We start from the raw sequence: 14,918 nt of genomic DNA, 5'->3' as shown, positions 1-14,918 counted from the left end.
CCTGGCGGGCCACATCCTGTTCCTGCTGTCGAGTTTCTCGGTCTACAACTTTGCAGTATATGCGATCATCACGCTGTTTCAGGTCCATCGCATTTTGCGCGAGGAAGCGATCCTGGCCTTGACGCCCGAGTATCGGGAATATCTGGGCCGGGTCATATACAGGATGATCCCCGGCATCTTCTAGCGAAGTCCCCACCCGGCAGGCTGACCAAGCCTCGCGGCACCGGTTTCATCCAGCGCCAACGATGGCGCCGCAACGGCACCCGCCAGGGTGCACAGGCATCGGAATGGATCTTTCACCAACAGGCGACGGATGATCGCCGCTGTGCCGGCCAAGCGACGCTCCCATAGCCCTCGAACCCCGAACGAGAAACCTTGACGCTGCCGGACGCGCCAGTCTGTAATCGCGGCGGAGCGGACCGACAAGAAAGGCGACACGATGGAAAAGATCATCCTCGACTGCGATCCCGGCCACGACGATGCCATCGCCATCCTGCTCGCGGCCGGCAACCCGAAGATCGACCTGCTCGGCATCACCACGGTCTCGGGCAACCACAATGTCGAGAACACCACGCGCAACGCGCTTTCGGTCTGCACCGCCTATGGCATCAAGGTGCCGGTGGTGAAGGGCTCGCCCGGCCCGCTGATCATCGACCAGGTGCTGGCCGTCGAGATCCATGGCGAGACCGGGCTGGACGGCCCCGAGCTGCCGCCAGCCTCCTTCGAGCTCGACAAGCGGCACGCCGTCGACTTCATCATCGACACGGTGATGGCGCATGAGCCGAAGACCGTCACGCTGGTGCCGGTCGGCCCCTACACCAACATCGCCTTGGCCGCGCGCAAGGACCCGCGCATCGTGAAGCGGGTGAAGAAGGTCGTCGCGATGGGCGGCAGCTTCACGCGCGGCAACATCACGCCGGCGGCGGAGTTCAACTTATATGGCGACCCGGAGGCCGCCGACGTGGTGTTCCGCGCCGGCTGGGACGTGACCATGGTGGGGCTAGACCTGACGCACCAAGCCCTGGCCACGCCGGAACTGCAGGACAGGGTGCGCGCGGTGGGCGGCCCGATCGCCAAGTTCATCCTCGACATCTGGGCGTTCATAGCCACCACGCATGGCGGCCTGCTGCAGATCCCCTACCCCGCCGTCCATGACGCATGCTGCGTGGCGGCCATGATCGACCCAAGCGTCTTCACCACCGAGAAGGCCGACATCCGCGTCGAGACCGCCGGACGCTGGACCAAGGGCATGACGGTGTGCAACTTCGAGAAGATGGGCGGCATGCGCCATTTCGGCGGCACCGCGAGCGAGCAGATGGACTTCCGCCACACGGTGGCGATGCAGCTAGACCACAAGAAGTTCTGCGACCTGATCGTGGATGCGGTGGAGAGGCTGAGCGGCGGGAGGGCGGCGTAGATCAGAACTGGCTTTTCAGATCGCTCCGATCCATCCCAAGCAATCTTTGCAGATTTTCCCTGGCCTTGGCAGACCCGAGACCAGCCGATTTCCGGTATAGATCGACTGCCTTGGAGCGATCCGGAGGCACTCCCAGTCCCTTTTCATAGAGGATGCCGAGATCGTTAAGCGCGGTCGCGCTCCCGAGATCGGAGCTGCTCTTCAACCAGCGAAAGGCCTCGGCATAATCAACGGGAACGGCGCGACCGTTGGCATACATCAGCCCCAGATTGTGTTGCGCGTCAGCGTGACCTTGTTTGGCCGCCTTTTCAAACCAATAGAACGCTTGCGCATCGCTTTGCTTGACGCCCTTTCCCGTAAGATAACTATATCCGAGATTATGCTGACCTTGAGCGTCTCCCGCGGCCGCCGCAACTTCAAACAACTCCGCGGCGCGCTGATAATCCTGCCGGACACCCCGGCCCGCTGCATAAAGAGCGCCTAGATTGGCATTGGCGATAGGCAATCCGTGCGCCGCCGCCTTTGCATACCAATCCGCGGCCTGCGTGAGATCGGGCGCCACGCCTTTGCCGTTCGCGTAAAGTGTCCCCAGGTCGTCCTCGGCAATTGCGTAGCCGAGCTGCGCGGCGGCGCCGTACCAGCGCAGGGCGGCTTGAAGGTCTTGGGGGACGCCGGTCCCATGCACATACATATTGCCAATCGCTGTCATGGCGATCGGCTCCTTCTGGGCAGCCGCCTTTTGGTACCACGCCATCGCTTGCCCATAGTCCTGACCGATACCCTGGCCCTTCTCGTAGGCGGCACCCAGCTCAGTTTGTCCCATCGCTGCCCCCTGTGCCGCAGCCCGACGATAGAGTTCGGTCGCCTTCGTCAAATCCTTTGAGACGCCCCTGCCGTCCTTATACATCGAGGCAAGATTTATCTCCGAATTCGTAAAGCCTTGCTCGGCGGCTTTGCCGTACCAATAAATCGCCAGCGTATTGTTTTTCTCGGCACCGATCCCAGTTTCATAAGTATAGGCCAAATTGTGCTCCGCCTGAGCGTCGCCCTTTGCGGCGGAACTTTGAAAATAGCTCTGCGCGAGCTGCCGGTCCGGCGACACACCGCAACCGAGCATGAAAATAAGTCCTAGAGTATCCAGCGCTTTGGGTTGCCCCAGCGCCGCGTCGCGTTCGAGTTGGGATTTCACCGCGGGATAGCTGATTTCGCCGCAGGTGGTTTGCTTTATTACGACGAGGTCGGTGGCTACCGCCGCGTGTTGCGAAAAGCACATCGCTGCAATTGTGATCGCGACCGCCCGCATATCCAGTTCGATCATTTCCTGCTCGTGGGTTCGAAACCTGACGGATACGCAACCGATACTGAAGGTCCGAAGTACAGGCCATACACAATGTTGAGAGGAAATTGCGCGCCGTCTGATTGTCGATGCGGTGGAGAGGTTGGGACATGTGACACTGGACGCACGGACCGCATGTGCGAAGCGCCAGCACTTTACGTGTTGCCCTCAAAACAGCGACGACGCGGCGTCTCCGTCGAGCACAAGGCGTTCGCAGCGCCCGCCGTCTGTCTCGTCGATGAAGCTCTCGACATGGTTGAAGCCGAGCTTCGCCAAGATCCGCAGCGACGCGAGATTGCGCGCCGCCGCCTCGGCCCTCACCTGCTCGAGCGCCAGGGTTTCGAAGGCGTAGCGCAGGACTTCGCGCGCGGCCTCGCTGCCCAGCCCCTGCCCCCAATGCGCCCGCGCCAGCACGAAGCCCAGCGCTGCCGCCCTGGCATCGCTTTCGAAGGACAGGGTTATCGTCCCGATCGCGTCCGCGACGCCTTTCTGGTCTATCGACCACTGGGTCGCCCGGCCCTCGGCGAACCGCCGGCGCGAACGGGCCAACCACCGCTCGCCGGCGCTTATGTGGTCGGGAACGGGATCGCCGGCGAGAGAGGCCGATTCGATATCCGTCGCCCGCACAAACCATGCCGCGATATCCCGCTCGCCCGGCGCCCGAAGGACGAGCCTTGGCGTGATGAGGCTGGGGAATGGGGCGGACATGGGGTATTTTTCGACCTGAGGCGGGGTTATTGCAAATCGAACGGGCTTTGTGGGCCAATGCCGGCTGCCGCACAAAAGACTCTGTTCATCGCGTATTCAAGAATGCCGCTCTAAAAAATGCAGATCAGAAAGCTGAATGGAGGAAATGTCGTGTCAACAGTCTCAAACTTCCCGATGCGCATGATGTTTACATCCATATGCCTGGGCGGTCTGGTGGCTACCGCTTCCGCCCTGATCCCTGGCACTGCTTCGGCCCAGCAACTCCGGTGGTGCGCGAATGAAGGTGGCACGTGCCGCCTGCCCTACCCGGCGCAAGTCGTTTTCGGCGCGCAGGGCTACACAACCTCCCGCTCCTTCGACCGCCCGGCCGTGCCATGCTCGAATCGCGTTTTCGGCGATCCCGCCCCCGGGCTCCACAAGGCCTGCTATATCGTGATGCGCGGCGGCGGCGGATATGACGGCGGCGGCGACGGCGACAACTACGAGCCGCGCCGCAGGGGATGGGTCGCCTGCGCCGACGAGAGCGACTATTGCGATTTCAATGGCCGGGGGACGGTCAGGTACGGCGCGCGCGGCCAATACACCGTGGGTGTGTTCCGGGACGGCGTCCAGTGCGACAACGACACGTTCGGGGAAGACCCCGCTCCAGGCCTTAGAAAGCGCTGTTACGTCCGGCAGTAGGCCGCCAGTCGCAACAGGCGCGGAAAAAGTTGTGGCCTAAGCCAGTTCCGGCGCCCATTGCCGCCGCAACTGGCTTAGGCTTGGTGAAACCAACCGGGGGGCATACGGGGGAGAAAGCAACAGGACGAACATGTCGTCGCACTCGGTCAGCTACAGCCCTGACGGGATTGAGGCAACTCGCCGGACCGTGAGAGGGAACGCCGACCAGATTAGATGCCTGGTGATTAATCTTGACCGCTCGAAGGATCGGCTGGTTCAGGTAACTTCCGAGTTCGCCAGGATTGGTGTTGCTTTTGAACGCATCGCGGCCGTTGACGCCGCCGGTATATCCAAGGCCCCAAGGCTGACCGGGGCTGAGACAGCCTGTTTTCGCAGTCACCAACTGTGCTGGCGCATGATTGCCGATGGCAGCCAACCGTATGGAGCGATTTTCGAGGACGACGTCGTTTTCGGGCACGACGCCAGTTCGCTCCTGAGAAGCACTTCCTGGGTGCCGAAAGATGCCGATGTGGTCAAACTGGAGACGTTCCTGGACCCGGTCAGGATCGATCGACAGCGCCACGAGGTCGCGCACGGATACTCCGTTACCCGCCTGTTCGGGCGCCATCACGGAGCCGCCGCCTACATTCTTTCAAAATCAGCCGCGAAGAAGCTTCTCAGGCTCACCAAGCACCTCAGAAGTCCGGTCGACAACGCGCTGTTCGACCCAGCGACTTTGACCTTCGTGCGCCTGACCGTGTACCAGATGGTGCCCGCTCCCTGCATCCAGTCCCAATGGGTTTCGAGGGAGGACAAACCCGAGTCCCTCATCCAGCAACGCAACCTGGCGCCCAAGCAAGACACCGTGGGCGAAAAAATCCACAAGCACGCGGCCCGCGCGATCTTGCTGCTCCGAAACGGTACCTTCCGCGGCACCGAGAAAGTCGTCATCCCATACCGGGCGCAGGAATAACCGCGAGCCCGGTCGCGTTATCGGCCGGGGACGACGGGTGATACGGCGAGGTGCGCCCGCGGAGCGGCTTTACCCGCGGCCCAACCACTTGGCCCGGCGCGCAATCTTGTGTTTTGTCCTTGTCCATTTGGCATAGGCACGATCGGCAAGCTGGTTGCCGATAGAGTTCAGACGCCAGTGCAGCTTGATGAAATCTATCGGCTCCCGGCGAATGACGGCCTCCGCGACCATGGCGAATATCGCCTGACCGTTCGTCAGGGCGCGGCTTTCGAACAGATGGAAGACGGAGCCTTCATAGAAAGTCGCCGTCCCGAGGCAATTGCCATTCGGCATGGCCCACTTCGGCCTGGCGACAAAACTTGGAAAAATGAGATCGACCTTGACATCCCTGTCCCTGGCAACCGCCGTGAGGCGGCCCGCCACGTCGAACTCGTCGTCGTCCCTGAGCGATGGCTGCCCAAGCGCATTCCAGGTCCGCTTGGACAGGCACAGGAACATAGGACCTGCATAGATGAATGTCGGATCGATATGGTTTGCGACGTGCGCGACACCGAAGATGCCACCTTGTTCGGCGGCGCGAAAGGCGTGCTCCACGATGTCGCCGGACAGGGGGAAGGCATCGACGTCGAGGAACAGGATGCTCTCGTCCTCGGGAAGGTGCTCCATCGTGTGCTGGAGCCAGTTGCCATGCCAAATTCCGGTGGCGAGGTCCTGCTGGATGGCAAGCCCGAGCGAATTGAGGACTTGCGCCTGAAGTTCAGGCAGCGATGGCGCGATGTTGGCCCAGTACATGCTTCGAATCGAGCGCTTTGGCCCGATCTTACCGGGAGACCCGATGAAGGGTCCCGTGCCACCATTGGAAGTGCTCATTCGCCGCTAGCCTGCCACTCGCTTAAAGGCACATTATCATTATGTATCATTATGTCGGCTTTGCGCGTCAGCGGAGTCCCGAGTGGCTGATGTTGGTCGCAAAGCAGAAAGCCCTAGTAGCGGCTAGCCGCGCCCCACACCAGCCCTGGCGCAATCGCGAACCGCCCGCTGACTGAATCGAATGCCCGGCGCCTGTGGACATCGCCGCGGCGGTGAAACAACCTTGCCCGCGAGCAGGCCGGCGAGGAGCAGCCATTGCTGGTCTACACGCCGCTGACGTTCGTGATGACGCTCCGGCGCCTTCTTACTCTCCAGGTAAAGACCGACGTGGCCGCGTAGTTCCAAACGGCGCCAAGCAGTATGCCGGCCAGACCTGCCGACCACCATCGATAGTGATCGTTCGCGAACAGGTAGTTTGCAATGCCCACGTTTGCGAAGGCGCCCACGGAGCATACGAGCATGAAACTGAACAGGCCAAGAACCACTTCCTTGACGCCCCGAAGGCGTCTGTCGCGATAGGTCAGCGTGTTGTTCACAAAGAAATTGAACACCATCGCGGTGAATGTCGCCACGCCTTGAGCGACGACAAAATCGGCGAGGCCTGTAGCGAGAAGTCCTGACAACATGACCATGTGAACGAAGACGCCAAGGCCGCCGATCACGGAAAAGGATATGAATCGCGCCGGAACGATGTGACCGACCAGTTTGTCGACCAGCAACATCAGGTATTCCCACGTAACCAACGCATCCAACTTGCTCTCGCCGGCCTGCCTGGTCCGAAAGTGGTAAGCGACCTCCCGGATCCTCAACGGAGATTTCGAGGAAGCGCAGATATCCAGGAGGATCTTGTAGCCTTGACCTGATAGATCCCTGACCGAATTATCGAAAGCGGATCTCGTTATGGCGAAGAAGCCGCTCATCGGGTCACTGAGATCGCTTTTGGCCACGGTCTTGGCCAGCCATGTCGCAAAGGCGCTGATTTGCGCCCGGCGTTTGTCCCAGGAGCCCAGTCCGCCGCCTTCGATATACCTTGAACCCACCACAAGGTCAGCGGTGTTGGTTTCGAGGAAGGAAAGCATCTCCGGTATGATGCTCTCGTCATGTTGGAGGTCGGCATCTATCACGACCATGAAAGGGGCGGTCGTGCTGAGCATGCCTTCGGTGACGGCAGTGGACAGCCCGCGCCGGCCGATGCGATGAACAAGCCGAATTCCCGGGATGGCAGCGGCCAATCTTGCAATTTCAGCTCTTGTTCCGTCAGAGGAGTCGTCGTCGACAAAAACGATCTCATGGTCCCTGCCTCTGAGCGCAATCCCGATTGCAGCCGCGATCTTGGAAACATTCGCAACTTCGTTGAATGTCGGAATGATCACCGAAACCAACGGGGCAAAATGCGACTTCGAATTTTGACTGTCCCTGACGCCGACGTTCAAAATAGACTCCCGGTTGTTTGTCTTTGTTCCGCGGCGCCCGGTGGACGCCCGTGAAATGAAAATCACCAATGCATAAGAGGGTCCGCGTCCACGACCGTCAGCTTTCCGGCAGCGATGCGTTTGGTGATGACATCGGGAGGGAGATGGCCGGTGAATATCTGTTCGTTGACGTAGAACGGATCGACGCTGAAGGGTTTTCCCGAACGATAGCTGGCGAGCGTGCAGAAACAGGTCGCGTCGCCGGGGATGTTTCTGAGGCGGGCGACCGTGGCCGACATGGCAGCTTCACGTGCGGCTATCTCCGCGTGAAAGCCGGGAGCCACCAACAATTTCACCGGCTCCAGGCGTTCGGACGCCACCAGGCGCAGACAGATGGCAAGCAGAAGGATGAATTGCAGCTTTTCCGGCGGCCAGCGGCGGGCGAGCGGCAAATCCGGCGCATGCGCGAAGGCAAGGCCGGTGGCAATGGACACGCCGAACACCAGCTCGAATTGCGCGTTGTAGGCCACGCCGTCGCCGGTTTTCTGGACAAAGAACATCACGAGGCCAAGTGTGTTCAAGAGATTGCAGAACCGGATATCGGGATCAGACCTGCGCGTGATGCCGACATAGGCCCAGGCGGCCAGACCGACGACAATCCACTGCAGATGCCCGATGGCGCCGATGGCGTGCTTCAGCATGTAGGCGCGTGGCGACCTCAGATTGCTGAAAAAGTCGGGGCCGAAAGCGAGGTAGCAAAGGGCAAATCCCAGGACGATGGCGAATGCTGCCAAGAGCGCCGATTTCACCATCTGCCGCGGCCGGTTGATGCCCAGCCAGATCATCGCCGTCAGCGGCATCACCACGACATTGTGCTTGATGAACCCCGCCACCACCATCAGAAGGATTGGCAGGGCATAGCCGCGATCCCGCGACCTGGCCTGCAGGAAAGCGACAAAGCCAACTGTCATGACCGCTTGCGCCAGCAAATGAGGGTCATCCATCCCAACATAGCCAGTGAAAAAGCGGCACATGGTGGCGCCGAAAAACAGGGCGCCGATACCTGCGGAGGTCGCGTCGCCGCCGAGCAGGCGGACCGCGCGGAAAACGCCCCATGCGATCACCAGCACGGCCGCGAGCGACAGCAACCGCCCGGCCAGCACGGGGTCACCGATCAATTTCCCCAGACCGCCGACGATATAAAAGGAAAGCGGCGGATAATTATTGGCGATCAACTGATGGGCAGAGGGATAGAGCGGCATCCGCCCCATTGCCGCGTCGGCATAATAGGCGTTCCACCCCTCGTTGATATCGATCTCGATATTCAAGAACGCCCGATAGACCGGCCACAGGGCCGCCAGCGCGGTCAGTAAGGCGAGGCAGCCGATCATGATGGACACGCGGCGGGAATTCCCGCCGGCATGGTTCAAGGTTGAATTCATCTGGTGGTAGCGAACGCAGAGGTGACCTCGACGAGCGCCGGCAACGCTGCTCCCGAAAGCAGTGTCTTCTTCATTTGAAATCCTTGAAAGCCGTGCCACCGAGTGCCCAAGCGCGAGCAAATTCCAAAATCAATCTAGCGCAGCGGGCACCATTTGGCCGTGCTAAATTAGCAACATCTCCGATTGATGGGAGCCGGGTGACAGGTGGAGGACGCCGCGGTTCGTTGACGATGAACTTTGCGGGCGCGCACCAGCCTCCCGAACAAGGTCAGGAGCGCGGAGCCCGGCACGCCATCTTGCGTGAATTTGACACTCTCCTCGATGAAGCGTGTCGGGCTTCTTCGTTTGCGCCGAAGAACATTAGATCATTAGATATAGCTAATTTCCTGCTGGTAAACGCGGATACCGCTATTGGACTCGTGATGGTCCATTTCGGGCGCAGAAATCCAGCCATGTTGGAAGAGCAAGCGAGCTCTCAATCCGCGTATCATGATGCAGCGTTTCGACCGGCAAGGCCGCCGGTCCTTGCCAGAATTTCGTTTTCGATTGCTCCTATGGTTCGATCAAGCGGGCGCTCGTCGCTTGCGTCGATCTCGATTATCGAACAGTCACCACCTGCCTTCAGCAATTCAATGACGCGCTCCACCACTGCAGCGGATTTGAGGTTTGTGCTCAAACCGGCTTCAAAGAGGCGCTCAGCGAAGTTTTGGCGCCGCCGCCTGTCGTTAAGGCGCGCCTCACGCAGTTCCTGGGGAGCGTCAATACGAACGACCAGGTCCGATCTGGGTATAATCTCAAGCGCGTGTGCAAGAGCTACCTCGTCGGCAGTTCCGTTGAACAGCGCCAGCGATGCTACCGCCTGAACGAACGCCTGGTCGAAAATGACAACTTCGTCGCGGGCGAGAGATTGATTCCACACATAGGCGAGGCGGAGCACGTACTGGCTGAACCTGGCCAGCCACATTGCATTCCGAGGCGGCAAGGTTCGAACCAGGCTTGCGGCAATCCTGAAAATGACGGCGTTGGCGAACGGACGACACCCAATCACGATTGGATCGGCAATAGCATTGGCGACGCGGAGCAACGCGGAAACCATTCCGCCGGGATCCAGCCGCGACTGTTTTCCGCCGGGCTGGTAAGTAAGCACAACCGTTGCCGTTTGGCCGTGCTTGCGCAGTTGGCGACAGAGCGCGTGTGCAAATGTCGTCTTGCCGGCACCCGCCGGGCCAACGAATTCGACTATCATGCGTTATGAACCTTCCGGTTACACGATACGCGCGTGCAATGCTGGCCACCCGACAACATGGGTTACGCGCCAGCTTGGTGAACGTTCCACCTAATATGATTGATGACTAAATTAGCGTCGCTCGACCATGGTGTGATCGCGGAAGCGACGCCCTTTGTCCGGCTCGACGACTTACGGATTCGTTTCGTTGCGGGCGCGCTGGCTCGCTACGACAAACCCGGTGGGCGCCTTGTGCCGATGGTGTGGCCAATTAAACGGTGGGCGATGACCGAGGCCAGAAGAGGCCGCAAGATGGCCAAGGCCGATCATCGGCATCGATTTTCGAGATTTTCGAAATGGCCGGAAGCTGAAAGTCGCTTTCAGGACCAGGCGGGCTGGAAGCGCACTTAAAAATTGCGGGATCTTTGGTCACATCAAAAGTTGGCCATGGTATCGAAACGGATCAACTTGACCATCTCGCCCGCCGCTGCCGCAGGGGCGCCGACCGGGCGAACGACGAGACAGTTGGACTGAGCCAGCAGCGCCGTCATCGAGCTGTCCTGTTGGTCGAAGACTTCAACGCTGAGCCCGCTATCGTCCACGGTGTAAATCGCGCGAAGATAGTCCTCGCGCTGGCCTGTCCTGGCGATCGGTGCCGCCAGGCGAGCATCGTCGTAGATTGGCCCCTCTCCGGCACGGCCCGTCATAACCTCGATGGCGGGCTTCACGAAAAGAAGCGAACACAGGAGCGCCGACACTGGGTTGCCGGGCATGCCTAACACCGGGATGCCCTTGAGCTCGCCGAACATCAATGGCTTGCCCGGGCGCATCATGACTTTGTAAAAATCGAAGGTGAAGCCCAGCGACTGCAGCGCGGGCCGAACTCGATCATGGTCCCCGACCGAAGCGCCGCCCGTAACGATCAACAGATCAGCATCCAATTCGCGGACCGCGGATATGATTGCGTCATCGGTGTCGCCCGCGATACCAAGATCGACGGGTATGCCGCCGAGCGCCTTGATGGAGGCGGTCAGTCCCGGGCGATTGGCATCCAGTATCCGCCCCTGGGATATGGCTGTCGGATCCCCGGCCAGTTCATCTCCCGTCGACAGGACAGCAATGCGTGGACGCTTTCGTACAGCGATCGTGGTGTGGCCGGCTGCCGCCAAAAGCCCAATATTCCTCGCGGAGATAGTGCGGCCGACGCCCAGGATTTCCTGACCGGACTTGAAGTTCAACCCCAGCCGACGGACATACTCTCCCTCGACCGCTGCCACGGTGAAGCGAACGGCATCGCCCTGGCTCTCGGCGTTCTCCTGGATGATGATGGCATCGGCGCCGGTTGGGACCGGCGCTCCGGTGAAGATGCGCATGCAGGAACCAGCCGCCAGTTGCGGTATCTCCGATACCCCTGCCCTGGACGAGCCGCGCAATGGCAATGTGGTGCCTGCCGCGCTGACATCCGCTGCCCGGACAGCATAACCATCCATGGAGGAAACATCGAACGGCGGCGATGACAGGAGGGCGTTTGCCGAGCTCGCGGAAATGCGCCCGAGGGCATCCGCAAGGCCGACTTCCTCGATGCCGACCAACGACATCCCGGCATTGATCAGCTTACGCGCCTCGTCAACGCCGATCGAGCTTTTGCCGAGTGCCTTGCCGTCCGCCATCGAAACGCCTCCGAGCTACACGTGCACGCGCCCCGGCCGCAATGGTGCGGACCCGGGCAAACCGCCTGCGACCTGGCGCTACTCCGCGGCTTGGACCTGTCGCTTGTGTGCGACCCGCGCGGCGCAGTATTTGAACTCCGGGATTTTGCCGTACGGGTCGAGCATCGGATTGGTCAGCTTGTTGGCCGGGCTTTCGTTGAAGCAGAACGGAATGAAGACCATTCCGTCAGCCACCTCTCGGTCAGCCCGCAAAACAGCCTCGATAGTGCCGCGCCTCGTTTCGACCTCGATGATGTCGCCCACCGACAGATCATTGCGTTCGATCTCGTAGGGGTTCATCGCCGCAATGCCTTGCGGCTCGATTGCATCCAGCACTCCCGCCCGGCGAGTCATGGCGCCAGTGTGCCAATGTTCAAGCATGCGGCCTGTCGTCAGCACCAACGGATATTCTTCATCCGGCACTTCGTCGGGCGGCAGGAGGTCGGTGGGCACAATGCGACCCCGGCCATCCGACGTCGGGAACCCCGAGGTGAAGATGATCTCGTTGCCGGGAACATCAGGGCCATCGGCGGGGTAGACCACGGATCCCTCTCGTTCCACCCGCTCCCAAGGAATGTGCTTCAGCGACGGCATCACCCGCGCCATCTCGGCGTAGACGTCGGAAACGTCGTTGTAGTTCCAGCCCAGGCCCATGCGGTTGGCAAGATCGATGATCAGGTCGAGGTCCTGGCGTGCATCGCCCGGGAGCTCCAGGGCCGGGCGGCCCATCTGCACCTGCCTGTTCGTGTTGGTATATGTGCCGAATTTCTCCGCATGCGCGGATGCCGGCAGCACGACATCGGCATGCCACGCGGTTTCCGTGAGGAAGATGTCCTGGACAACCAGATGCTCGAGCTTGGCCAGCGCGGCGCGCGCATGGGTCTGGTCCGGGTCCGACATCGCCGGGTTTTCACCCATGATGTACATGCCCCGGATTTCACCCTCCAGGATCGCGTCAACGATTTCGACCACCGTCAAGCCGCGCTTCGGATCCAGCGTCTGCCCCCAGAAATTCTCGTATTGGGAACGAATATCGATGTTCTCCACCGACTTGTAGTCGGGGTAGTACATGGGGATCAGTCCCGCGTCGGAAGCCCCCTGCACATTGTTTTGCCCGCGCAATGGATGGAGGCCCGTTCCCGGCCTGCCGACATGTCCCGTAATCAGCGCCAGGGCGATCAGGCAGCGCGAGTTGTCGGTGCCGTGCGTGTGTTGCGAAATGCCCATGCCCCAGAAGATCATGGAGCGCTCGGCGCGAGCATAGGTGCGGGCAACCTCGCGCAAGACGCTTGCTTCGATGCCGCAAACCTCGGCCATGGCTTCCGGTGAGAAATCCTTGACCTTGGCTTTCAGGGCTTCGAAGCCGGAGACGTTGGCCTGGATGTATTGCTCGTCGTAGAGCTTCTCCTCGATGATGACGTGAATCAGCGAGTTCAGCATGGCGACGTCACTGCCAGGCTTGAAGCGCAACGAATACGTGGCGTGGCGCATCAGATCCTGGCCGCGCGGATCCATGACGATCAGCTTCAGGCCGCCCTTGACGGCCTGCTTGAAATAGGTGGCCGCCACCGGATGATTGGTGGTCGGGCGAGCGCCAATGACGATCGCGCACTCGGCCTTCATGGCGTCCATGAACGGAGCCGAAACCGCGCCAGAGCCCACGCCTTCCATCAGGGCGGCAACGGAAGATGCGTGGCAAAGCCGCGTGCAGTGGTCGACGTTGTTCGTGCCAAAACCTTGGCGGACGAACTTCTGAAACAGGTATGCTTCCTCGTTCGAGCCCTTCGCCGAGCCGAAGCCCGCGAGCGCCGGCCCTCCGTGCTCCTTCAGGATCGACTTGAAACCCGAGGCCGCGCGCTCCATCGCCTCTTCCCAGGTGGCCTCGCGGAAAATCGTCAGCGGATCGACGTTGCGCAGGTCCATCTCGCCGAACTTAGGCGCGTCATCGCGACGGATCAGGGGTTTGGTCAGGCGGTCCGGCGACATCGCATAGTCGAAACCGAAACGACCCTTGACACAGAGCCTGTTCTCGTTTGCCGGACCGTTGCGGCCGTCTATCTGGACGATGCGGTTGTCCTTCACAGCTACGGTGGTCTGGCAACCGACGCCGCAGAAGGGGCAAAGACTGTCGACGACCTTATCGAACTCCTGGACGACCCTCTTCCTGCCGGATTTGTCCATGAGCGTCTTTTCGTAGAGCGCGCCTGTTGGACAGGCCTGCACGCACTCCCCGCAAGTCACGCAAGTCGAGAGCCCCATGGGATCATGCATATCGAAGACAGGGACCGAATGGCTGCCGCGCTCGGCCATGCCGATCACATCGTTGACCTGAACCTCGCGGCATGCCCGCACGCAGGCCCCGCAAGCGATGCAAGCGTCCAGGTTGACGGCGATAGCCGGATTGGAAAGGTCAAACCCGGCACTCTCGCCATCGTGGAACTTGGAGGCGAACCGATCGCTGCCGGCAATGCCCATCGACTCGGCCCATTGCCAGAATTTCGATTGGTTGTCCGGCCCATCCGCGGCGGCGCGCATGTTGCTGGCGAGCAGTTCGAAGACCATGGCCCGCGACTTCTCGGCCCTTTCGGTGCCGGTCTTCACGACCATGCCTGCGGTCGGCTTGCGAATGCAGGACGCCGCCAGCACCCTTTCGCCTTCGATTTCCACCATGCAGGCGCGGCAATTGCCGTCGGCCCGGTATCCCGGCAGGTCTACGTGGCAAAGGTTCGGGATCGCCGTCCCTTCGCGCTTGGCCACCTGCCAGATGGTCTCGCCTTCGGCCGCTGCGACCGACTTGCCGTCCAGTGTGAATTCGATCGGACCTGCCATTTCAGATATCCTCACGGAAGTGCTTAAGCAGATGATTGACGGGGTTTGGCGCTGCCTGGCCCAAGCCGCAGATCGAGGAGTCGCGCATCACCATTTCGAGGTCGCGGAGCCCGATTTCATCCAGGGCACCGTCCTTCTCCAACAGTTGCACCATTTTGCCCGTGCCTTCGCGGCAAGGCGTGCACTGGCCGCAACTTTCATGTCTGAAGAACCTGAGCAGGTTCACGGTTGCCGCCTTGGCGCTGTCCTGATCGGAGAAGATGACGACAGCGTGGGAGCCGACGAAAGCACCCTGTTTGGCGAGTTCGCCGCCAAAATCGAGCGGTATGTCGCCCAT

At 60.8% G+C, this 14,918-nt stretch carries 13 protein-coding genes and 1 pseudogene; 5 read left to right on the top strand and 9 right to left on the bottom strand.

All coding sequences use genetic code 11. The annotated features are described in order from the left end of the window. Both Q0L57_RS25845 and Q0L57_RS25840 read left to right on the top strand, forming a co-directional pair. A pseudogene (locus Q0L57_RS25845) lies at window positions 1-184 on the top strand (isoprenylcysteine carboxylmethyltransferase family protein); the annotation flags it as partial. 255 nt (window positions 185-439) lie between these two features. Further along, a complete protein-coding gene (locus Q0L57_RS25840) occupies window positions 440-1,417 on the top strand; it encodes a nucleoside hydrolase (protein WP_296745907.1) in 978 nt (325 codons plus the stop codon). 1 nt (window position 1,418) lies between these two features. Here the strand turns inward: Q0L57_RS25840 and Q0L57_RS25835 are convergent, their stop codons facing one another. Then, window positions 1,419-2,735 carry a tetratricopeptide repeat protein gene (locus Q0L57_RS25835; RefSeq protein WP_296745906.1) on the bottom strand — a complete coding sequence of 439 codons (1,317 nt, stop codon included), beginning with the start codon at window positions 2,733-2,735 and terminating at the stop codon, window positions 1,419-1,421. A gap of 186 nt (window positions 2,736-2,921) precedes the next feature. Continuing rightward, window positions 2,922-3,461 (bottom strand): GNAT family N-acetyltransferase, encoded by a 540-nt coding sequence (locus Q0L57_RS25830; protein ID WP_296745905.1) that lies wholly within the window; start codon window positions 3,459-3,461, stop codon window positions 2,922-2,924. A gap of 150 nt (window positions 3,462-3,611) precedes the next feature. Here Q0L57_RS25830 and Q0L57_RS25825 point away from each other — a divergent pair, with 150 nt between their 5' ends. Then, window positions 3,612-4,142: a hypothetical protein gene (locus Q0L57_RS25825; RefSeq protein WP_366940949.1), complete on the top strand. Its 531-nt coding sequence runs from the start codon at window positions 3,612-3,614 to the stop codon at window positions 4,140-4,142. 220 nt (window positions 4,143-4,362) lie between these two features. Further along, window positions 4,363-5,094 carry a glycosyltransferase family 25 protein gene (locus tag Q0L57_RS25820; RefSeq protein WP_296745904.1) on the top strand — a complete coding sequence of 244 codons (732 nt, stop codon included), beginning with the start codon at window positions 4,363-4,365 and terminating at the stop codon, window positions 5,092-5,094. A gap of 69 nt (window positions 5,095-5,163) precedes the next feature. On the opposite strand, the gene Q0L57_RS25815 is transcribed toward Q0L57_RS25820, so the two are convergent. The 4 genes from Q0L57_RS25815 to Q0L57_RS25800 all read right to left on the bottom strand — a co-directional run bounded on the left by Q0L57_RS25815 (window position 5,164) and on the right by Q0L57_RS25800 (window position 10,064). Then, complete coding sequence (locus Q0L57_RS25815) at window positions 5,164-5,886, bottom strand: hypothetical protein (RefSeq protein WP_296745903.1); 723 nt, start codon at window positions 5,884-5,886, stop codon at window positions 5,164-5,166. A 341-nt stretch (window positions 5,887-6,227) separates the two neighbouring features. Beyond that, entirely contained in the window at window positions 6,228-7,397 is a 1,170-nt protein-coding gene (locus Q0L57_RS25810; RefSeq protein ID WP_296745902.1) for a glycosyltransferase family 2 protein, read from the bottom strand. Between the two features lie 62 nt (window positions 7,398-7,459). Continuing rightward, window positions 7,460-8,767: a glycosyltransferase family 39 protein gene (locus Q0L57_RS25805; protein ID WP_296745908.1), complete on the bottom strand. Its 1,308-nt coding sequence runs from the start codon at window positions 8,765-8,767 to the stop codon at window positions 7,460-7,462. A gap of 538 nt (window positions 8,768-9,305) precedes the next feature. Continuing rightward, entirely contained in the window at window positions 9,306-10,064 is a 759-nt protein-coding gene (locus tag Q0L57_RS25800) for an AAA family ATPase (protein WP_296745901.1), read from the bottom strand. A gap of 102 nt (window positions 10,065-10,166) precedes the next feature. Here Q0L57_RS25800 and Q0L57_RS25795 point away from each other — a divergent pair, with 102 nt between their 5' ends. Next, a complete protein-coding gene (locus Q0L57_RS25795) occupies window positions 10,167-10,454 on the top strand; it encodes a hypothetical protein (protein WP_296745900.1) in 288 nt (95 codons plus the stop codon). Between the two features lie 23 nt (window positions 10,455-10,477). Here Q0L57_RS25795 and glp read toward each other — a convergent pair whose 3' ends face one another. From glp to Q0L57_RS25780, 3 genes are all read right to left on the bottom strand, one after another. After that, complete coding sequence (gene glp, locus Q0L57_RS25790) at window positions 10,478-11,713, bottom strand: gephyrin-like molybdotransferase Glp (protein ID WP_296745899.1); 1,236 nt, start codon at window positions 11,711-11,713, stop codon at window positions 10,478-10,480. A 78-nt stretch (window positions 11,714-11,791) separates the two neighbouring features. Then, complete coding sequence (gene fdhF / locus Q0L57_RS25785) at window positions 11,792-14,581, bottom strand: formate dehydrogenase subunit alpha (protein ID WP_296745898.1); 2,790 nt, start codon at window positions 14,579-14,581, stop codon at window positions 11,792-11,794. A 1-nt stretch (window position 14,582) separates the two neighbouring features. Continuing rightward, on the bottom strand, window positions 14,583-14,918 hold a 336-nt coding region (locus tag Q0L57_RS25780; protein WP_296745897.1), incomplete at its 5' end, for an NADH-ubiquinone oxidoreductase-F iron-sulfur binding region domain-containing protein.

Source organism: Mesorhizobium sp. (assembly GCF_024509055.1).
In the GTDB taxonomy this organism is placed as follows: Bacteria; Pseudomonadota; Alphaproteobacteria; order Rhizobiales; family Rhizobiaceae; genus Mesorhizobium.
The sequence above is the reverse complement of the archived record's forward strand: the minus strand, read 5'-3'. Positions and strand labels throughout refer to the sequence as shown.